This window comes from Acinetobacter sp. 797_lipA (genome assembly GCF_058243025.1).
The window spans coordinates 310218-331194 of sequence record NZ_JBZAYQ010000001.1 but is presented as its reverse complement, the minus strand read 5'-3'; the positions used below and the strand labels follow the sequence as shown (position 1 = coordinate 331194).

The 20977-nt window shown below is 43.4% G+C and carries 16 protein-coding genes; 1 reads left to right on the top strand and 15 read right to left on the bottom strand.

Annotation, left to right across the window (positions count from 1 at the left end; all coding sequences use genetic code 11):
- Nucleotides 1-22: 22 nt before the first annotated feature.
- The 15 genes from AC4CU2_RS01510 to AC4CU2_RS01440 all read right to left on the bottom strand — a co-directional run bounded on the left by AC4CU2_RS01510 (nt 23) and on the right by AC4CU2_RS01440 (nt 18279).
- Entirely contained in the window at nt 23-571 is a 549-nt protein-coding gene (locus AC4CU2_RS01510; RefSeq protein ID WP_490768178.1) for a pilin, read from the bottom strand.
- A 194-nt stretch (nt 572-765) separates the two neighbouring features.
- Nucleotides 766-1326 carry a TPM domain-containing protein gene (locus tag AC4CU2_RS01505; protein ID WP_490768177.1) on the bottom strand — a complete coding sequence of 187 codons (561 nt, stop codon included), beginning with the start codon at nt 1324-1326 and terminating at the stop codon, nt 766-768.
- Nucleotides 1320-2393: a TPM domain-containing protein gene (locus AC4CU2_RS01500; protein WP_490768176.1), complete on the bottom strand. Its 1074-nt coding sequence runs from the start codon at nt 2391-2393 to the stop codon at nt 1320-1322. Before AC4CU2_RS01500 ends, AC4CU2_RS01505 begins: the two co-directional genes overlap by 7 nt.
- A gap of 37 nt (nt 2394-2430) precedes the next feature.
- Entirely contained in the window at nt 2431-3021 is a 591-nt protein-coding gene (locus AC4CU2_RS01495; RefSeq protein WP_125273585.1) for a LemA family protein, read from the bottom strand.
- A 149-nt stretch (nt 3022-3170) separates the two neighbouring features.
- Nucleotides 3171-4049 carry a metal-dependent hydrolase gene (locus AC4CU2_RS01490; RefSeq protein WP_205667520.1) on the bottom strand — a complete coding sequence of 293 codons (879 nt, stop codon included), beginning with the start codon at nt 4047-4049 and terminating at the stop codon, nt 3171-3173.
- Between the two features lie 220 nt (nt 4050-4269).
- Nucleotides 4270-5691, bottom strand: coding sequence for an FAD-dependent oxidoreductase (locus tag AC4CU2_RS01485; RefSeq protein ID WP_490768175.1), 1422 nt, complete (start codon nt 5689-5691; stop codon nt 4270-4272).
- A 72-nt stretch (nt 5692-5763) separates the two neighbouring features.
- A complete protein-coding gene (gene gltB / locus AC4CU2_RS01480) occupies nt 5764-10239 on the bottom strand; it encodes a glutamate synthase large subunit (RefSeq protein ID WP_171293176.1) in 4476 nt (1491 codons plus the stop codon).
- Between the two features lie 447 nt (nt 10240-10686).
- The gene (locus tag AC4CU2_RS01475; protein WP_094148566.1) at nt 10687-11526 is read right to left on the bottom strand and encodes a hypothetical protein; all 840 of its coding nucleotides are present in this window, start codon (nt 11524-11526) and stop codon (nt 10687-10689) included.
- 7 nt (nt 11527-11533) lie between these two features.
- The gene (gene aroB, locus AC4CU2_RS01470) at nt 11534-12619 is read right to left on the bottom strand and encodes a 3-dehydroquinate synthase (protein ID WP_094148567.1); all 1086 of its coding nucleotides are present in this window, start codon (nt 12617-12619) and stop codon (nt 11534-11536) included.
- A 30-nt stretch (nt 12620-12649) separates the two neighbouring features.
- Nucleotides 12650-13183, bottom strand: coding sequence for a shikimate kinase AroK (aroK, locus tag AC4CU2_RS01465; RefSeq protein WP_062032260.1), 534 nt, complete (start codon nt 13181-13183; stop codon nt 12650-12652).
- 37 nt (nt 13184-13220) lie between these two features.
- Nucleotides 13221-15299, bottom strand: a complete 2079-nt coding sequence (locus AC4CU2_RS01460; protein WP_094148568.1) for a type IV pilus secretin PilQ — start codon at nt 15297-15299, stop codon at nt 13221-13223.
- A gap of 19 nt (nt 15300-15318) precedes the next feature.
- Entirely contained in the window at nt 15319-15846 is a 528-nt protein-coding gene (locus AC4CU2_RS01455) for a pilus assembly protein PilP (protein ID WP_094148569.1), read from the bottom strand.
- On the bottom strand, nt 15846-16568 hold the full coding sequence (locus tag AC4CU2_RS01450) for a type IV pilus inner membrane component PilO (protein WP_125273592.1): 723 nt from the start codon (nt 16566-16568) through the stop codon (nt 15846-15848). Before AC4CU2_RS01450 ends, AC4CU2_RS01455 begins: the two co-directional genes overlap by 1 nt.
- Complete coding sequence (locus tag AC4CU2_RS01445) at nt 16565-17221, bottom strand: PilN domain-containing protein (protein ID WP_094148571.1); 657 nt, start codon at nt 17219-17221, stop codon at nt 16565-16567. Before AC4CU2_RS01445 ends, AC4CU2_RS01450 begins: the two co-directional genes overlap by 4 nt.
- Nucleotides 17221-18279 (bottom strand): pilus assembly protein PilM, encoded by a 1059-nt coding sequence (locus AC4CU2_RS01440; protein WP_279731422.1) that lies wholly within the window; start codon nt 18277-18279, stop codon nt 17221-17223. Before AC4CU2_RS01440 ends, AC4CU2_RS01445 begins: the two co-directional genes overlap by 1 nt.
- Nucleotides 18280-18444: 165 nt before the next feature.
- Here AC4CU2_RS01440 and ponA point away from each other — a divergent pair, with 165 nt between their 5' ends.
- A complete protein-coding gene (gene ponA, locus AC4CU2_RS01435; protein ID WP_490768174.1) occupies nt 18445-20973 on the top strand; it encodes a penicillin-binding protein PBP1a in 2529 nt (842 codons plus the stop codon).
- Nucleotides 20974-20977 lie beyond the last annotated feature (4 nt).

Here is a 20977-nt window from a genome sequence, read left to right as displayed (position 1 = left end):
TTTTTTTAACATCTTTTCTATTCTAGAAAGTACCAGCAGTTTGTGTAGCACGGCAGGTTGCAGGTAAATATTTCTGCTTATCAACATCAGCAGAAAGTAAACCACAAGACCAAGATTTAATTAAAGCTGAGGTCGCTGTATTAACAGGAGCACCAGAAACAGTTGTGATAGTTAAAGGAGTTGCACCTGCTGTATCAGATGTTGGAGTCATAAAAATATTAAGATTCGCTGCTGATTTCAATGATGAATCACCTGTTAAGGTTACTCGAATTTGACCAACTGCTGCTCCAGTTTTTGAAACTGCAATTTGCTGTACGTATTTAGTTGCAGCAGTACCACCAGCAGCAGCACCTTGTTCGCAACCCCAAGTATTCGTACCTGTTGGGATATTGCCAGAATCTACACCCTCTGTTACCGCTGATCGGCAAGAAGAGGCAGCCAAAATACCTTCAGATACTTTTGCTCGAACTGTATAGTCTTGGTAAGCAGGTAGTGCGACCGCTGCAAGAATACCGATAATCGCAACAACAATCATTAATTCAATAAGAGTGAAACCCTTTTGAGCGTTCATAACATTCTCCACAAATGTTTTGTTAATTTTTTATAAGCTTTTTAAGCTACTTTGTAATTAGCATGTATTATGCCAACTTTTATTATATTTATTTTCAAATAAAAAACAGCACTTTATTTCACTATTTAAAAATTTATTTTTGATCATTGTGTTTTTATGTAAAAAACTGACAAATATTGTCAATTTACCTCTTTCTAGTTCAACATGATTGGAGAATTACCCAATTCATCAGCTTTATCGTCTATTTTATTGGCATAGAATTCGTCCAAAATAGTCGCAATTTGGGTTACGCCATCGACTAAAGCCTGCCGATACTGCTGCTGTGACATTTTTTCAATAATGCATTGGCAAACCTCATCCCACACTTGCTGTGTAGTGGCATCCTGTATCCCACGATCAATCACAATTTCAACTTTTCGCTCACACAAGTTTATGTAAAGCAAAATACCACTATTCAACTCGGTATCCCACACACCAAGCTCAGCAAAAAGCTGTTTTGCACGTCCACGAGTATCTAAATAATAGGCTTCTCGTGCAGGCATATGCCCTTCGATCACTACCTGAATTTCACCAACATGACCCTGTTCAGCAGCAGCTACCGATTGTGCAATCGCATGTTGATCTTGCTGATTAAAGAAACGTTTACTCGCTGGCATATGTAGCAAATGCTTTAACCAACGTTTAAAACTCGGTTGCATTACTTCATCTAGCTTTGGTTTGGTGACGATTTCCGTCGTTTCAGTTGTTGTTACCATGACCCTGATGCTCCTCCACCGCCGAAGCCGCCGCCTCCGCCACTATATCCACCTCCACCAAAACCGCCGCCGCCACGACCTCCGCGCCCACCTCCACCGCCAGAAGAGAGAAAGAGCTGAAAAATCGTTTGGGCTAAGGTCGTGATGAGTAAAAAGAAAATCCCACCACCAATCAGTAAGCTGGTGATTAAGCCTGCTCCATTCACCAAGCCTGCCACGGTTCCTGCAACTGCAGCCGTCGAGGCACTTAAACGCTTACCCACCACAAATGAGCCAATTGCGCCAGCAATTAAGATAAATAAAGCAGTACTCAACGTTTTACTTTTGGCTTCCTGCTCTCGAATGGCTTGATCTTGGCGTTCTTGTAGTTCTTGCGCCGCTTGGGCTGCAACTTCAGGATCAAGATTTAAAATCCGTTCAATTTCAGCAAGCCCTGCATTGATCCCTTGAGCATACTGTGCTTGCTTAAAATACGGCGTGATTTGTTGGTTAATAATGCGATTCGCAATAATGTCAGGAATGACTCCTTCTAGCCCATAACCCGTAAGAATCTGCATACGTCGGTCATTAACAGCAATTGCAATTAGTAAACCATTATCCTGCTTTGCTGAACCGAGTTGCCATTGGTCTGCAATACGCATGGCAAAACCAAAAATATCCTCTTGACCTGTAGTCGGGACAATCACCACGCCTATTTGGGCTTTTCCAGTGTCATGCAAGGCACGGATTTTTTGGCCAATGGCTTGCTTATCTTCAGCACTTAAAATATGTGCTTGATCAATCACGGGTTCATTTAAGGTCGGTAACGCCCGTATCGATTCACCTTCTGCCATATCATTAGCAATAGGTGGTTGTGGCACGACATCAGTATTCGTCGAGCTTACCTTATTGGAACTCTCCGCTTGCTGACCTTGAATAATTTTTCCAGCGATAACTGTTTCAGCACCACCATCTGTTACTGTAGCAACCTCTGCCCATGTTAAAGAACTTAGACACAGCAGTCCTGATAAAATGAATGCAACCACCCATTTATACGAAAACCGTAAGAACTGCTGCTGTACTATCATTCATTCACCCTATGGTTGCGATTACTTTAAGTCACAGCTAGTTAAATGACACCGTTGGTGCTTTTTGCGCGCTTTGCTCTGCACTAAAGTTCGGTTTGGTGTCCATACCAATCACCTTCGCGGTCATGACTTGTGGGAACTGACGCGCATAGGAGTTAAAGTCTTGTACTGTACTAATATAGCGATTACGCGCCACAGCAATACGGTTTTCGGTGCCTTCGAGTTGAACCTGTAAATCACGGAATTGCTCATTGGCTTTTAAGTCTGGATAATTTTCTGAGACCGCAATTAAACGCGACAATGCACCTGTCATTTGCGCCTGCGCTTCTTGATATTTTTGGAATAATGCAGGGTCTTCTAATACTTCTTTATCGACTTTTAAACCTGCCACATTGGCACGTGCCTGCGTAACTTCGGTCAGGACTTGCTCTTCATGTTTAGCATAGCCCTTCACCACATTCACCAAGTTTGGCACCAAATCTGCACGGCGCTGATATTGGTTTTGTACTTCCGACCACGCAGCTGTAACCGCCTCATCTTTGACCTGTAATGTATTATAACCACAGCCCGATAGCGTTAACGTGCCCGCAAGGGCAACAACGACAGCAGTTTTTTTCATAAAATTCATTCAGCTATCCTCTTTCTTTTGTATTTATTGCAATAACCTGATTGTAAACACATTTGATTCTCCTTTTGTTGCTTTTAGTTAAAGTAGCTAAAAGTAAAAAACCGAGTGATCTTCACTCGGTCTTTATTGCTCATTTTTTATATTTAATACTAAACAACCGCGTGCAACTCCTGCTGAAAACCTTCGAGTTGATAGTCTTCTGCCAAACGGCTTTTCCAGTATTTCAACAACTGGGTGTAATCAATATCTGAGGGATGAAAGTTGGTTTTGTAGTAAGACAGATATTCTGGCAGCAATTGCACAAATATCTTCGCCAGCAAATACAATCCAAAGAGATTCCCGCCCAATTTAGGTATACTCTTTTTGTGGTCTTGTAAAAATAATCGACTGGCCGAGTAAAAAGTTAAACTGGCGAAACCTGTCGTTACACTGCGCATAATTAAACAGCGAATCTTGTCATCACCATAGACATCTTGATATACATCAAACGCAACCGCACGATGCTCAATTTCTTCAATGGCATGCCACACCCAGAGCTTAACCGCATCATCATCCAAGGTACTCAATACCTCAGGATGCCTTAAGATATAGCCACCTAGAAGTGCCGTAAAATGCTCAAAAGCGCAGGTGATTGCGAGCTGAATTTTAGGATGCAGATTTTTCACATCATCATCTTTACGCGCCAACCATGCCTGAAAACGGTCAAGATTATAATCATCACGGCGCCATGCAGCATTAAATGCAGTGTGTGCTTGAGAATGCATCGCCTCTTGACCAATAAATGCCGCAATCTGCGCTTGCAGATTGTCATCCTTCACTTGGTCACGTACATTGCGTACGCTATGCACAAAGAACTGCTCACCGATAGGAAACGTCGAAGACAATGCCGTCAGCAAATGCGACATGACCGGTGAATTGGCAAAATAATGCCGACGGATGGCTTTGGGGTTGAATTGCAAACGTCGAATCGTAATACCCTGAGCTTTTGGACGATGTTGATATAATTTTTCTGTCGTCACTTGAGTCATGTCTATTTCCTAACATTTAACCGAGCGATCTTCAGTATCTAAATTTAGAGGCCGTTCACATATGGCAAAAATGCTTAGTGCGTTTGCAAATTCGTCCATTTTATCAGACACTACCAGATCTCTTTCGATTTATCCCGATCCACCTCTTTCATATCATCTCAGGCAAACAGTGATCAATAAAAAACCCGCCGAAGCGGGTTTTTGTGTTGAACGATTTAGATTAAATGTCTAAATAATCCAAAATACCTTCAGCTGCTTGACGGCCTTCCCAAATCGCTGTGACAACAAGGTCTGAACCACGAACCATATCACCACCCGCAAAGATTTTCGGATTTGAGGTTTGGAATTTATAGGTTTGCTGTTCAGCCGCAACTACACGACCTGAACCATCAAGGTTAATATTCACATTTGTAAACCAATCCGCAGGGCTGGTACGGAAACCAAATGCCAATAACACTGCATCTGCAGGTAAAATTTCTTCTGAATCTGGGATTGGTTCTGGGCTGCGACGACCACGGCTATCAGGCTCACCAAGTTGAGTTGTAACCACTTTCACACCCGTGACTTTGCCATTTTCACCGACAATTTCAATCGGTTGACGGTTAAACAAGAAGTTCACACCTTCTTCTTTGGCATTTTGCACTTCACGACGTGAACCCGGCATATTTTCTTCATCACGACGGTATGCACAGCTCACCACTTCTGCACCCTGACGAATCGAAGTACGGTTACAGTCCATTGCAGTGTCACCACCGCCAAGAACAATCACCTTTTTGCCTTCAACACTGATGTACTCACTTGGGTCTTTTTCCCAACCTTGAGTACGGTTGACATTGGCAATCAAGAAATCCAATGCATCATAGACACCATTAAGGTCTTCACCTGCAAAGCCGCCTTTCATATAGGTATAAGTACCCATACCCATGAACACCGCATCGTATTCTGCAAGTAGTTGATCGATGGTGACATCTGTCCCAATTTCAGTATTTAAACGGAATTCCACGCCCATACCCGTGAAGATTTCACGGCGACGCTTCATCACATCTTTTTCCATTTTAAATTCTGGAATACCAAAGGTCAGTAGACCACCAATTTCAGGGCGTTTGTCGAATACAACAGGTTTAACCCCGCTACGCACCAAAATATCAGCACAGCCTAGACCCGCAGGGCCTGCACCAATGATCGCGACTTTTTTATCTGTCCACTTTACTGAAGACATATCTGGACGCCAGCCCAGTGCAAAAGCGGTGTCATTGATGTATTTTTCAGCGTTACCAATCGTCACTGCACCAAAACCATCGTTTAAGGTACAAGCCCCTTCACATAAACGGTCTTGCGGACAAACACGACCACATACTTCAGGTAGCGTGTTGGTTTGGTGGCACAATTCTGCTGCTTGGAAAATACGACCTTCAGCGATCAATTTTAACCAGTTTGGAATGTAGTTATGTACTGGACATTTCCATTCACAATATGGGTTACCACACCCTAAACAACGGTGGGTCTGATTTGCTGCCACTTCCGCTGTAAAAGGTTTATAAATTTCCACAAACTCTGCTTTGCGGACCTGAATCTCTTTTTTCTCTGGATCTTGGCGTGCTACATCCAGAAATTGAAAGTCATTGTTTAGGCGCTCTGCCATGTCTCTCTCCGTGGGTAGGTGCAGCCCGTTTATCTATCGTCTGCACCTGCCTATGTATCAGCAGTAGTGGAATTATTGTGGATCAGCTTGAGTGGTTTTCAACAAAGTCTGTAAGTTGGCAGCTTTCGGTTTCACCAACCAGAATTTACGACTGTAGAAATCAAACTCGTTACGGATCTTGTACGCCCAAGCACTACCAGTCTCAGCAATGTGTTCATCTAAAATACGGCTTAAGAACTCTTTATGTTCTTCCATCGACTCAGTCGAAATACGATTCAGCTCAATCAGCTCGTGGTTGTAATGATCAACGAAGTCATTATCAAGGTCAAGAACGTAAGCAAAACCGCCTGTCATACCTGCACCGAAATTATGACCCACTTTACCAAGGACGGTCACGATACCACCTGTCATATATTCACAGCAGTGATCGCCCGCACCTTCAATTACAGCGAAAGCACCCGAGTTACGTACTGCAAAGCGCTCACCAGCTGTACCTGCCGCGAACAATTTACCGCCCGTTGCACCGTATAAACAAGTGTTACCAATAATTGCAGTTTCTTGGGTTTGGAAAGGCGAACCTTTTGGAGGGAAGATCGATACGCGACCACCCGCCATACCTTTACCCACGTAGTCGTTCGCATCACCTTCAAGTTTAATATGAAGACCACCTGCGTTCCATACACCTAATGATTGACCCGCTGTACCGACCAAGTTCATTTTTACTGGGTGCGCTTCCATGCTGAGATTGCCATAACGACGCGCAATCTCACCAGAAATACGAGCACCAATTGAACGGTCACAGTTACCAATGCTGAAGTGATATTCACCTGTGGTCCCAGCTTCAATTGCTGGTAGCATTTCAGCCACCATTTTCTCAGCGAGCAAGCCTTTATCAAATGGAGCATTGCCTTGTACTTCACAGTACTGCGCCTTACCTTGCGCAGAAGGATGTGACTCAAGAAGTGCGCTCAAATCAAGGTGCGCATGTTTCTCCGTTTCACCTGGAAGCATTTCAAGCAAATCTGTACGACCAATCAAGTCTTTGAGGCTTGCAACACCCAACGCTGCCAGCCACTCACGTGTTTCTTCAGCAATGAAGGTGAAGAAGTTGATGAGCATTTGTGGCTCGCCAATATAATGTTCTTGGCGTAAATGATCTTGCTGAGTCGCAACACCCGTTGCACAGTTATTCAGGTGACAAATACGCAGGTATTTACAACCTAAAGCAATCATTGGTGTAGAACCAAAGCCAAAGCTTTCTGCACCTAAAATGGCTGCCTTCACCACATCTAGACCGGTTTTCAAACCGCCGTCGGTTTGAACACGAACTTTACCGCGCAGGTCATTGACACGAAGTGCTTGATGCGCTTCAGAAAGGCCCAACTCCCAAGGCGAACCTGCATGGTGAATTGAAGACAATGGCGATGCTGCTGTACCACCGTCATAACCTGAAATGGTAATGAAGTCGGCATAAGCTTTTGCCACACCTGCTGCAATGGTACCTACACCCGGCTCAGACACCAGTTTCACTGAGACCATCGCCTGAGGATTGACTTGTTTTAAGTCAAAGATCAATTGTGATAAATCTTCAATCGAGTAAATATCATGGTGCGGTGGTGGAGAAATTAAGGTCACTCCCGGCACAGAATAACGTAAACGTGCAATTAAGCCATTCACTTTACCACCTGGTAATTGACCACCTTCACCCGGTTTAGCCCCTTGTGCTACTTTAATCTGCAAGACTTCAGCAGAGGTTAAATACGCAGGTGTTACACCAAAACGACCTGATGCAATCTGTTTGATTTTCGAGTTACGAATCGTGCCATAACGCGCTGGATCTTCACCGCCCTCACCCGAGTTTGAACGGCCACCAATGGTATTCATCGCAATCGCAATCGCCTCATGTGCTTCAGGAGACAATGCACCCAAGGACATGCCTGCAGAGTCGAAGCGCGGTAAAATCGCTTCTACAGACTCCACTTGATCTAGAGCAATCGAGTTATCTGTTTTTAACTTTAATAGGTCGCGAATTGTTGCCACTGGACGGTTATTCACCAGCTCAGCATATTCTTTGAAGTCTGTATATTGACCAGAACGCACTGATTTATGCAAAGCATTGATCACGTCTGGGTTGAATGCATGGTATTCCTTGTCGAAGACAAATTTCAGCAAACCACCTTGATCGATTGGTTTACGTGTTTTCCATGCGGTATCAGCCAATTTCTTTTGGTCATTTTCAAGGTCAACAAAGGTTGCACCTTTGATACGGCTCGGTACACCCGTGAAGCATTTTGAAACCACTTCTTCAGACAGACCCACCGCTTCAAACAACTGACCACCACGATAAGAGGCAACTGTTGAAATACCCATTTTTGAAAGAACTTTTAACAAGCCTTTTTCAATGCCTTTACGGAAATTCACTTGCGCTTGGATTGGGTCACCCAATAGCTCGCCTTTTGCAACCAAGTCATTGATCACATCATAAGCAAGGTAAGGATAAATCGCAGTTGCACCAAAACCTAGAATAACCGCAAATTGGTGCGGATCACGTGCCAGCGCCGTTTCAACAATAATGTTGGCATCCGTACGTAAACCAACATTAATCAGGTAGTGATGCACAGCACCTGTTGCCATCAATGCATTGGCAGGCAAGAAACCTTGACGAATTTTCTTATCAGACAACACCAACAAGGTTTTGCCGTCACGAATCGCTTGCGCTGCTTCTTCACAGATACGCGCAATTGCAGCTTCTAGACCTTCATCTTCCGCATAATTTAAATCGATATCTGCAATTTCATAACCCTTACGACCCAACGTACGGATTTGATGCATTTTCGAATTTGACAACACTGGGCTTGAAATGATCAAACGATCCGCATGCTCAGGGCTTTGTTCAAAAACGTTTTGCTCACGGCCTAAACACGTTTCCAATGACATCACAATCGATTCACGTAATGGGTCGATTGGTGGGTTAGTGACCTGAGCAAACTGTTGACGGAAGTAATCCGATACATGACGTACTTGGCGAGACAAAACTGCCATTGGCGTATCATCACCCATTGAACCCACTGCTTCCTGACCGCTTTCAGCGATTGGACGAAGCAATTGGTCACGCTCTTCAAAGGTCACCATAAACATTTTTTGTGATGCTTTAAGGTCGTCGCCTTTTAAGCCTTGATCACATAAATATTCTTCAAGCTCTGGACTACCTTGTACACGAACCGAGTTTTCACGTAACCATTCACGGTAAGGACGCATTTTTTTCAAATGCGTGCTGACATCTTTAGTGTCGAGCATTTTACCTGTGAAGGTATCAATCACTAAAATTTGACCTGGACCGACACGACCTTTAGAAATCACATCTTCAGGCTCGTAGCCCCACACACCAATTTCAGATGCCAGTGTGATGTAACCATTTTTGGTAATCACCCAACGTGCTGGACGTAAACCATTACGATCCAACATACAAATTGCATGACGACCATCTTGAATCACGAGACCAGCAGGGCCATCCCACGCTTCCATATGCTTCGAGTTAAACTCATAGAATGCGCGTAAATCGGCATCTAAAGTTTCCACGTTCTGCCATGCTGGCGGAACCAACATACGCAATGCACGGAACAAGTCCATACCGCCGCCCACCAGAATTTCAAGCATGTTATCTAAGCTTGAAGAATCCGAGCCAGTACGGTTCACGATTGGGTTTAGCTCAGTTAAACCAGGCAATAATGGGTTTTCAAACTTTGGCGTACGCGCCATCGCCCAGTTACGGTTCGCAGTAATGGTATTAATTTCACCATTGTGCGCAAGATAACGGAATGGCTGCGCCAAAGGCCAACGCGGCAAAGTATTGGTCGAGAAACGTTGGTGGAACACCACAATATGTGACTCAAGACGTGGGTCTGCCAAGTCTGTATAGAAGTCAGCAATCGCTTCAGGCATCATCAAGCCTTTATAGCTAATCACTGTTGAACATAATGTAGTTACATAAAATGATGAGTCATTGCTGAGCTGCTGTTCTGCACGGCGGCGTGCCAAGAAGAGTTTACGGTTAAACTCAACTTCAGACACACCCATTGGGCAGTTCACAATAATTTGCTCAAATGCAGGAAGTGACTGCATCGCAATCGAACCCAAAGCATCGTTATTGGTCGGGACCACACGCCACGCCAATACTCGGCAACCTTCAGATTCAATTTCTTTAGTTAGAATTTGTTTTGCATGTGCTGCAATTGCTGGATCGAGGCTTAAGAACACCGTACCGACAGCAAAAACCTCACTGAGTGTAATATCACTGATTTTTTTCGCTTCTTCACGGAAAAACTGTTTTGGCATTGCTAAGAGTAAACCGCAACCATCCCCTGTCTTACCATCTGCAGCAATACCACCGCGGTGGGTCATACAGCTCAGACTGTGCATAGCGGTCTTGACAAGATCATGGCTTGCATCACCCTGCATATGGGCGATTAAACCAAAACCACAGTTATCTTTAAACTCATCCGGTTGGTATAAACCTTGAGCGGGAGCTACAGTATTAGGCGATGGCATGTGCATAGCGTACCCTTCTTTCTACAGGCCCTGTCGGGCGTCTAACAATCTAATTACTTCTTGCCGATTCGTTCAATTGACTCATATTCAGATTCTGATTGAAGTACAGCATTTTTTCTTCACACCCAAGATAGACTGATTTTCGTCTTTATGCATGTCTTAATTGAAAAAATGTATGCAGCAGTCACGCACTTATTTAAGGCACTTGGCCGCTACTATTTCGCTCATAAATCGAATCTTTTTTGCGCCAAAACAGTGACATCAACTCAATTCATGCACCATTAAAGCAAGTTTTGTGCCAATTATTTATTTTGTGTGTTAAGCGCTTTAGTTTTATTAGGTTTGTGTTTTTTAAGTAAAAATAAAGTTCGAGGTCAATCCATTTATTGCACCATATTTGTGCGTATATGAAATTTACATTTTTTGATGCGCCATAATGAACCAATTTTAATTAAATGGGTCGGTCACTTCAGGTTCATTTGTTTTATTTTGTGGCGCATTCTCTACGGTTGTTTGTGACTTTTGCACATCAACCACATTTCCATCCGCATCACGACGAGTAACCGTCGTCGATGTTGTCGATTGTTTATTTTGTGCAACTGCTGCACGTGCCGCTTGTTGACGCGCAGCAAGAGTAGCTTCATCAATCACGGGCACAGCGGCTGGTTTCAACTGCACAGCATAGAGCTTATTGCTAAGGCCAAGTTCATCAGAACCGAGGTCATTGACATATTCAGCATAACTTTCAATTTTTTCAACTTTGGGTTGCACCGACTTCGGCAACGTCAGTTTTAAATCCGCCAATGCCTTTTGCGCCTCATTGGCATTTTTATACACACCATAGATCAGCACATATTGCTCAATTTGGTTTTCACCCGTCAGTCTTAAATAGTTAAAAGCTTGACGATCAGATTGTCTTTGCAAAAAGCGCTTAATAATCGCTTCTTCTGAGACTCTAAACAGTTCAACTGTACTGTTCTTTTTATTTTCCTGAATAAATTTGGTCCCACGAAATTCAGCTTCATGCTGTGCAATGGCCACCACACGTGTCGTCATATCCAAAGGTTTTACTTCATCAATAAATGAGCCCAAATGTGCGGTGGTTGCGACTTTTTCTGGCTGAATTTGTAACTCAACTTCAGATTCAGCCTTTTTTTCAACTTCAACCACAGTCTCTTGATCTGTAATAGCCCAAAAGACTAAGGCGCCAAACAAGCATACCCCTCCAAATGCAAGCCAAATATAATTTTGCTTTGTCTGCCACTGGGTTCGAAGGGTTGTTGCCATAATAAAGTTATGCCTGTTCTTGGTTGGCTAAAATTGCCTGTTTCATCAATTCTACATCAAATGTTTTGGTAATGATGGCCTGCCCTACCGCTTGCATCAAAACCAAACGCAGCTGCCCGTTCAAAACTTTTTTATCATGAGCCATATACGCTAAAAAGTCATCAAGGGGAATCTGCGGACATACTATCGGTAAATTCGCACGTTGAATGATATTTTTTGTACGCGCCAAATCTTCTGCACTGATCCATCCCATACGCTGCGATAGATCTGCTGCCATCACCATGCCTGTTGCCACAGCCTCACCATGGAGCCATTCACCATAGCCTAGATACGATTCAATCGCATGTCCAAAGGTATGCCCAAGATTCAATAAAGCACGCTCACCTTGTTCTTTTTCATCATTGGCAACAATACGCGCTTTATGAGCACAAGAACGATAAACAGCTTCAGCCAGTGCAGCTTCGTCCCCTTGCACCAAAGCATCCATATGTTGTTCCAACCAAGCGAGAAAGTCAGCATCGCCCAAAAGTGCGTACTTAATCACTTCTGCCAAACCCGCGGATAACTCACGTGCTGGCAGCGTTTTAAGTTGAGACATATCCGCCAAGACCACTTGCGGTTGTTGAAATGCCCCGATCATATTTTTACCCAGCGGATGATTAATCCCTGTTTTACCACCGACACTCGAATCAACCTGTGACAGAAGTGTCGTTGGCACCTGAATAAAATAAACCCCACGCTGGAAGCATGCCGAAGCAAAGCCCGCCATATCACCAATCACACCGCCGCCTAAAGCTAAAACTGTACAATCACGGTTGAAACCTGACGCTAACAATGCATCAAAAACCAGGTTGAGGTGCTCAATATTCTTATATTTTTCACCATCAGGCAAAATACACGTTGCAACTGTTTTCCCTAGCGCCTCAATTGCAGCCACATAACGCGCTAAATACAAAGGCGCGACCGTTTCATTACTCACAATCATCACTTGGCGACCATGAATATACGGCTCAAGTAAAGCTTTCGGATCTAAATCACTACCAATAAAGATCGGGTAACGGCGTTCGCCAAGTTCAACATATAAGGTTTGCATGGATCAAATCACTTCAAAACTGAATCAAAACTACTTTACAAGAATCAAGTTTAATATACGCTGCGCGAGATCACGTGCAGCCCCTTGATTGGTCTCGATAATATAATGGGCAACTTCACGATATAAAGGATCTCGAACGCTGAGCAAGTCAGTTAACTTTTGTTCAGGATTCTCCACTTGAAGCAGTGGACGATTTTTATCACGATAGGTTCGCTGTAGTTGAATCTCTACAGGAGTATAAAGATAAACAACGATACCACGTTGTTTGAGAAATGCGCGATTTGGAGCCTGAGTCACCGCCCCACCACCTGTGGCCAAGACCAAGTTGGGTCGAGAGGTTAACTCATCAATTACAACCGTTTCACGACTACGAAATCCAAGCTCACCCTCTTTTTCAAAGATCCATGGAATCGTTGCCCCTGTTTTACGCTCAATCTCATGATCGCTATCAAGAAATTCACGTCCTAACAGTTCAGCTAAATGTCGTCCTACCGTTGTTTTTCCAGCCCCCATAGGCCCTACCAAATAAATATTTGGTAGGGTTTCAAACTCTTTGCTTGGCAAGGAGTCACCTTTTAGATTTGTTCAAATTGAAAATATATTAATGATTTCTTGAAACACTGTCATTAACAATTCGTGGTGTCACAAAAATCAATAACTCAGTTTGCGCACTAGATTTGGTGTTATTTTTAAATAAAGCACCCACTACAGGCAAATCCCCAAAAAATGGAACTTTCTCATATTGATTTTGCTTAATGTCATCAAAAATACCACCAAGTACGACTGTTTCACCATCATCCACCAAAACATTGGTTTCAAGTTCATTGGTATTAATCAAATAACCCGCTGCGGTTAGTCTACCAATAGTATCTTTTTCAATTTTTAGCGACATTTGTACGCGACCATCAGGTGTAATACTTGGCGTGACTTCTAACTTCAAATTCGCATCAACAAAACTAGTTGTTGTTCCTGTATCCGCACTCCAAGTTTGGTAAGGAATTTGATCTCCACGTAGAATATAGGCTTTCTGCTTATCACCTGTTAAAACTTTAGGAGCTGACAACACTTCACCGTGACCATCTGCTTGTAGTGCCGTTAGCTCAAGGTTCAACATATAATCTGAAATTTTCAGCAATCCAAAATTAAACGTTCCTGCTGTCGCTGTTGTCAGATCCACACCTAAATCAAAACTCGGTTGGAAATCCCCACCCCACACAGGATTGTTATTGAGTTTTTGCGCACTCCAACGAATACCTAATTCGCGAGAGAAATCTGTTTGTGCGGTTACTATTCGGGCTTCAACCATCACCTGTTTCACCGCAACATCAAGCAAATCAATCATGCGACGAATCTTATCAATATTCTGTGATGTGTCGTTTATGATTAAAGTATTGGTTCGTAAATCAGCAACCACACTACCACGTGAACTCAGCAAGCTTTCTAATGCCAGTGAGTCTGTGCCAGCAGTACCGTTAGATGCCGCCCCTTTGCTATTTCGAGAGTCTTCTAGCAATTTTAAAACATCAGCAGCTTTCGCATAGCTCAACTGAATATAATCAGTTTGAATCGGTGCAAGTTTAATACTTTGTGCAATGGCTTTGGCTTCATCATCCTCAGATTTGATCAGTTCAGCTACAGGGGCAATCCAAATCACATTACCATTACGCCGCTTGTCCAAACCCTTGGTTTTCATAATAATATCAAGCGCTTGATCCCACGGAACATCTTTAAGGCGCAAGGTGATATTTCCTTGTACTGTGTCAGAAGCCACCATGTTAATGCCTGTAAAATCAGCTAAGAGCTGTAATACACGTCGTACTTCAATATCTTGAAAATCTAAAGAAATCTTTTTGCCCGTATAAGCACTTGGTGCTTTAGGCTTCATTGGATTTTTATCTTCAGGGCGCTTCAAACTAATAGTGAGCTTATCTTCTGCCTGATAAGCCATATATTCAAAACTGCCATTCGATTGAATCGTAATCAGGCCGTTACTGCCATCGTTTTGTGCATCTATGGTCGATACAGGCGTTGCGAAATCATTCACATTGAGACGGCGCGATAAGTGGGCAGGAATTTTATTCCCCAAAACGCGCACCACAATTTTACTGCCTTGTTGTTTCACATCGACAGGGGTATTGCTGCCTTTTAAATCAATGACAACTTGGCCTTCGCCGTCTGAACCACGTTGGAAGCCAATATTCGAAATACCTTGCTCTGAACGTGCCGCAGCAACAGGTGTTGCTAGCACTGGGTTCGCTGAGTTAATTTTCAGAATAAAGGTATTACCTTCAACACGTGTAGTAAATGCACCGGCATCAGCCAAATTTACAGTTAAACGTGAACGCTGCGCATCTGAAGTTACATCTACTGTACTTGCTTCAGCCGTTGCTACGGCAATACGGCCTTGTTTTAAGCTCTGCTGTGCTTTATCAAAATCTAAAACCAAACGTGATGGCTGTTCCAACTGATAGGCTTGCGGCTGTGGTGGCAAACCGTTGAACATGACACGAATTTCTGTTCCCTGTCCCGAAATTTGCATCGGCACAATATTCGTAATACTGACTTGCGCACTTGCAGCCTGCATCACCGCCATTGCAATTGCACCCATTGAAAACTGACGGAACATATGGTTCATCGTATTGCCATCCCCAAATATAAAATCTTTAGCACTATTTTTCATTTTTATTCCTTTTCCTTTTTTAAGGCGCCGGCCCAATTAATACTAGGCTTCTCGGGCGCTCGACATAGCCCTCACGCCCATCCGGAATAATTTCAATCAAATCAATTTGTGTGGCAGTAATATTAATCACACGACCATGATTCATCCCCAAATAACTACCACGCTGCACGCGTTCAATTTCACCATCTGGTGTTTGAATCAACGCCAAAATTTGTCCATTTTGTCCGCGCATGCTGCCTTTCATGTTAAGCGATTCAATCGCATAGCTTTCCAAGGGTTGTAATTGGCGAGATAGGTTTGGATAGACACGCTTTCCAGCCATAATCTTCAGTTCAGCCGCTAACGAGCTTGGCATAAACGGGCTCTTTAATTGGTGCGCAGCATAGTTAAAGGTCGGTACAGGTGGGAAATCTGGCGCAGGCTCAATCGGCAATGGTGGCTGATTGCGAATTTCAGCCATTTGCATATTGACCGCATCTATACGTGAATCACAACCGACAAGGAAGAGTCCTACGCAGAGACTAAGCATGAGATTTTGATATTTCATTACTGAGCTCCTCCTGCATCTACCTTAGCTATATCTTCCACACCAGTAGCAGCTGTCGCCCCGACATAACGGTAGGTTTTAGCCTTTACACTGTATGAAATTTGCGGAATATCCGTCTTTTTCTCATTGTTACTTGATGCTGAGATATCGAAGTCATGCAAGGTCACAATACGTGGCAAAGCTGCAATTCCACTGACAAATGAACCAAAAGAATGATAATCGCCAGTCGCTTCAATGGAAATCGGCTGTTCGATAAAGAACTCTTGGCGAATTTCTGGCTCTAAACGAATATTTTTAAACTTTAATCCAGAATTTACGCCGCTCACGTTGATATCTTCAACCAAACCTGGAATTTCAGTTTCTTTCGGCAGCTGTTCTAACTGCTGATTGAAATTGGCTTCCATTTCTTGTAATTGCGCTTGATATTGCTGCAAGTTACGTAATTTTGAATCTTTTTCACGAAACTCATTCAGTAAATTTTGCTCTTGTGCATGTGCATTTGAAATCGCATCAAGCTTCGGCTTAATCACGACAAAATAACCCAATGCCGCAATCACTAAAATGATAAAGATCCAACAAGTCAATTTGACTGAAAAGGGCCAACTGCCGTAATTGTTTGGATCTAAGGTATTAAACTGTTGAAAAAACTTATCAACCGTCATTTTCTTCTTGGTTACAGCATGGTTTTCTGATGTTAATTCTTCAAATTCATCGCGACTCATTGTGCTGCCCCCGCTGTTGAATTATTAACTGTGCTTGCGGCTTCAGGTGTCGTCGCATCAGGCGCTACTGGCTGTGCAATCTCATCTAAATCTGCCGTGACCACAAAGGTGCCATAGGTTTCTTCAATACGTGGCACGATGGAACTTAGTGCTTTATCTTTTTTCTCTTCAGCAACCAAGAATGAATTCATAAAGGCATTGCGATACCACGCCGATGCTTCGAGATTACGTAAGAATTCCGCAACTGTATTCGGGCTTTCCGCTTTACCTTCAATGGTAAATTTATCACCTGTACGCACAAACTTAGTAATGTACATATTACTCGGTGTAACGCGTACCATTTCATCGACCAAACGCACAGCCACAGGGCGTTGACCTTGCAAACCTTGGATCAACTTCATCCGTTCAACAATCGCATTGCGCTGCTCTTGCAGACCTTCCAATGACTTTAATTGGACATCTAAGTTTTGATTGGTACTCACCACCAACTGATTGGCTTGTTCTTGATCTTCCAGTTTTTGACTGTAAAAGAACCAAGCTAAAGCAACAGCTAAAACCCCAACTAATGCAGCCCCAACACAATAGGCAATAAATTCTTTTTTTCGTTTCTCTCTTAATGCATCACGCCAAGGGAGTAGGTTTATTTTTGCCATTAATCAAAACTCCTCAATGCCAATCCACATGCCACCATGAGTGATGAAGCATCATTTTCAATTTTTTTAATGTCGATTTGTGGAGAAAAGCCCATTTGTAAAAATGGGTTAGCAATGGTGACCCGATAACCTAATTTTTGTTGTAATAACTTCGCCAGTCCTGGAATATTGGCATTCCCCCCTGCCAATAAAATATGGTCGACCTCATTAAATTGAGAGGACGAAAAGAAGAACTGCAAAGAGTGTGCTGCTTGTTGCACCACAGCTTCAAGAAAGGGTTCAAGCACTTCAATATCATAGTCGTCAGGCAGGGTACGGCTTTTTTTGGCGCGTCCAGCTTCTTCAAAAGACAAACCATAACGATTTTGAATTTCTTGAGTCAGCTGTTTACCACCGAACACCTGCTCACGCGTATAAATGACTTTATTGTTTTGCATGACAGATAAGGTGGTCATGGTGTGACCGATGTCCAGAATCCCAACGGTGTTTACACCCATTGGAAGCGTATCTGAAAAGACTTTGAATGCATTTTCAATGGCGAAACTTTCAACATCGGCAATCTTAGGCGTTAAACCACCCAACTCCAATGCTTCGGCACGCGCCTCTACATTTTCGATGCGGGTTGCAACGAGAAGTACATTGACACGATTAGGATTGGCTAAACGGTCTGGAAGGACTTCAAAATCCAAACTCGCTTCATCTAATGGGAATGGAATATATTGCTCAGCATCATCACGAATCTGAATTTCACGTTCGTCATCGTTCATATCGGCATCCATTTCAATGATTTTAGTAATCACCATGGACGTCGGAACTGCCAGTGCTACGTCTGTCGATTGAACATTGGCCAAATTTACCGCACGCTCAAGGGCATCACCAACTGCTTCTGGATTCAATATATTTTTTTCGACCACACTTCCTTCTGGTAATGGGACTAGTGCATAGCTCTCCACCCAATACCGATTGTTTTTAACAGAAAGTTCCAATACCTTAACAGAAGTCGAACTAATATCTACTCCTATTAACCCCTTACTTGGCTTACGATATAACCTGAGCACAGTATCATTCCTATTATTTTTTTATCCCCAAAAAAAGTAACCCACTAATTAGTCCGCGTCTATAATTTTATACGGATACAATAACTCATCTAACATTCCGTATGTGTAAAGGATATACTGACCGCTAATTAGTTTGCCATTAGCTCTTATTAAAACTTACTTGTTATGAAAAAGCTATCTTGTTCGGGCCGTGTTCATCCATTTTTTTTGATCATTATTATAATGTTGGTCTCAATTCCAATGGGTTTTTATGGCATGTATCTCTATATTGCCCCATCTTTGCCGCAAATGACAACTCTAAAAAAGGCGCCATTACTAAAACCTTTACAAGTTTATAGTGCGGATAACCAACTCATTTCGGAATACGGTGGCAAGCTATCTGTACCCGTAGATTACGATCAGATCCCTCGAAGTTTTATTCATGCCTTTTTAGCGGCGGAAGATTCTTCTTTTTTTGAGCATAGTGGTATCAGTTTTAAAGGTTTAGGACGTGCAGTCAGTGAAAGTATTACTGGGTCAAACGTCCAAACGGGTGGCTCGACCATCACCATGCAAGTGGCAAAAAACTATTATCTCAGTCCCGAACGTACCTTAAAACGTAAGTTGACTGAGGTTTTTCTGGCACGAAAAATTGAACAAAATTTGACGAAAGAGGAAATCTTAACCCTCTATGTCAACAAGATTTTCTTGGGTAAAAATGCCTACGGTATCGCAGCGGCAGCTAAAATTTACTACAACAAAAGCTTAGATGAACTCAGCATTGCACAAATGGCGATGATTGCAGGTCTGCCTAAAGCGCCGTCTAAATACAATCCAGTGGTCAACCCCGAACGTGCTTTAGAACGTCGTAACTGGATTTTGGGTCGTATGCTCCAGCTAGGCTACATTAACCAAAGCCAATATGAAAAAGGGATTGCTGAACCAATTAACCTTGATATGCCTGACCGGGGGGTAAGCAACCGATTTCCCTATATCGGTGAAATGGTCCGCAGCGAACTGATTGAAAAGTTTGGCGAGCACGCGATTGACTCTGGTTATAAGGTTTACACCACCATCAACAGTGAACGCCAAGCCTATGCCGAACAAGCGGTACAAGATGGTTTAGAAGCCTATGACCGTCGTCATGGTTGGCGTGGTGCAGAAGCCCATGACAAACCCTTAAGTAGCTTTAGTGCATTTGCCAACACCTTCCCTGCCGAAGTTACCCGTGTCAATCAAAATAGTTTTGATGCCCTAATGCAAGATGGCTCAACAGTAACCGTGCCATGGTCTGGCATGTCTTGGACACGTCCTTATCGCAATGCGAATGCGGTAGGCAGTGCACCATCAAGAGCATCTCAAATTGTTAAAGTGAAAGACATTGTACGTCTGCGCCCCAATGACAACAAAACCTCATGGGCTTTGGTGCAACTGCCTAAAGTTCAGGGCCAGCTGATTGCACTTAACCCAAACAATGGCGCTGTAGAAGCACTGGTTGGTGGTTATAATTTTTATCAATCTAAATTTAACCGAACCACCCAAGGCTGGCGCCAACCAGGTTCAATTATTAAACCCTTTGTCTATGCACTCGCTTTAGAGCGCGGTATGACCCCATATAGCATGGTCAATGACAGCCCAATCACCATTGGGAAATGGTCACCACGCAATGCCGATGGTCGCTATTTAGGCATGATTCCATTGCGTCGTGCACTCTATTTATCGCGTAACACCGTGTCAGTTCGACTCTTACAAACTGTGGGCATTGAACGGACACGCCAATTGTTCATGGACTTCGGCTTAACCGATGAACAGATTCCGCGTAACTACACCATTGCACTCGGAACACCTCAGGTTTTACCGATTCAAATGGCTACTGGATACTCAGCCTTTGCCAATGGCGGTTATCGTATTCAACCACACTTCATCAATCGTATTGAAGATGCCTATGGCAAGGTCATTTATCAGAACAACCCTGAATATGCATGTATCAGTTGTATCTCTCAACAAGAATCAAATCCTCAGTCTGCTGACACCATCACACCTGATGATGAAGTAATTGAAGTCACTAACCAAGATCTAAACCCCACTGAAAAATCGGCAAATCCAGTGGAGATCAACAGTGACTATCGTCAAGCGCAACGTATTTTAAAATCTAGCTCTGCTTATGATATGGCGAATATTTTAAAAGACGTGATTCAACATGGTACAGGCCGTGCTGCGCTGCGTATTGGACGAGATGACTTGGGCGGTAAAACAGGAACCACCAATGATGCAAAAGATGCTTGGTTTGCAGGCTTTAATGGCAAATTGGTGACTGTAGCGTGGGTTGGTTTCGACCAACCCACAACTTTAGGACGCCGCGAATACGGCGGTGTGGCTGCGCTTCCAATTTGGACAGACTTCATGGCCAAAGCCTTACAAGGCACGCCTTCGGCGTGGGTTCAACTCGATGCCAAAGCCAAAGCGCCAATTCAACGCCATCAGAAAGAAACACCTCAGAGCAACTTAGGGCCAACCCCACCTTTGGCGCAGCCGTTGTATCGCCCTGCACCGGTGGTGGTTCCACGTGCTCCTGAGCGTGACTTTGATGATTTGCCTGGTGAAGAGGAAACGTTGGTTCCAAAGAACAGCACCCCACCCACCATGCAAGCACCCAAAGAACAACCAAAACCTAAATCAGATGCGCTCGATCATTTGATTGATCAAGTCCAATAATAAA

Coding starts and splice junctions, on each gene's coding strand:
- AC4CU2_RS01510 (WP_490768178.1), bottom strand. CDS start 571: ATGAACGCTCAAAAGGGTTTCACTCTTATTGAATTAATGATTGTTGTT.
- AC4CU2_RS01505 (WP_490768177.1), bottom strand. CDS start 1,326: ATGGTAACAACAACTGAAACGACGGAAATCGTCACCAAACCAAAGCTA.
- AC4CU2_RS01500 (WP_490768176.1), bottom strand. CDS start 2,393: ATGATAGTACAGCAGCAGTTCTTACGGTTTTCGTATAAATGGGTGGTT.
- AC4CU2_RS01495 (WP_125273585.1), bottom strand. CDS start 3,021: ATGAATTTTATGAAAAAAACTGCTGTCGTTGTTGCCCTTGCGGGCACG.
- AC4CU2_RS01490 (WP_205667520.1), bottom strand. CDS start 4,049: ATGACTCAAGTGACGACAGAAAAATTATATCAACATCGTCCAAAAGCT.
- AC4CU2_RS01485 (WP_490768175.1), bottom strand. CDS start 5,691: ATGGCAGAGCGCCTAAACAATGACTTTCAATTTCTGGATGTAGCACGC.
- gltB (WP_171293176.1), bottom strand. CDS start 10,239: ATGCCATCGCCTAATACTGTAGCTCCCGCTCAAGGTTTATACCAACCG.
- AC4CU2_RS01475 (WP_094148566.1), bottom strand. CDS start 11,526: ATGGCAACAACCCTTCGAACCCAGTGGCAGACAAAGCAAAATTATATT.
- aroB (WP_094148567.1), bottom strand. CDS start 12,619: ATGCAAACCTTATATGTTGAACTTGGCGAACGCCGTTACCCGATCTTT.
- AC4CU2_RS01460 (WP_094148568.1), bottom strand. CDS start 15,299: ATGAAAAATAGTGCTAAAGATTTTATATTTGGGGATGGCAATACGATG.
- AC4CU2_RS01455 (WP_094148569.1), bottom strand. CDS start 15,846: ATGAAATATCAAAATCTCATGCTTAGTCTCTGCGTAGGACTCTTCCTT.
- AC4CU2_RS01450 (WP_125273592.1), bottom strand. CDS start 16,568: ATGAGTCGCGATGAATTTGAAGAATTAACATCAGAAAACCATGCTGTA.
- AC4CU2_RS01445 (WP_094148571.1), bottom strand. CDS start 17,221: ATGGCAAAAATAAACCTACTCCCTTGGCGTGATGCATTAAGAGAGAAA.
- ponA (WP_490768174.1), top strand. CDS start 18,445: ATGAAAAAGCTATCTTGTTCGGGCCGTGTTCATCCATTTTTTTTGATC.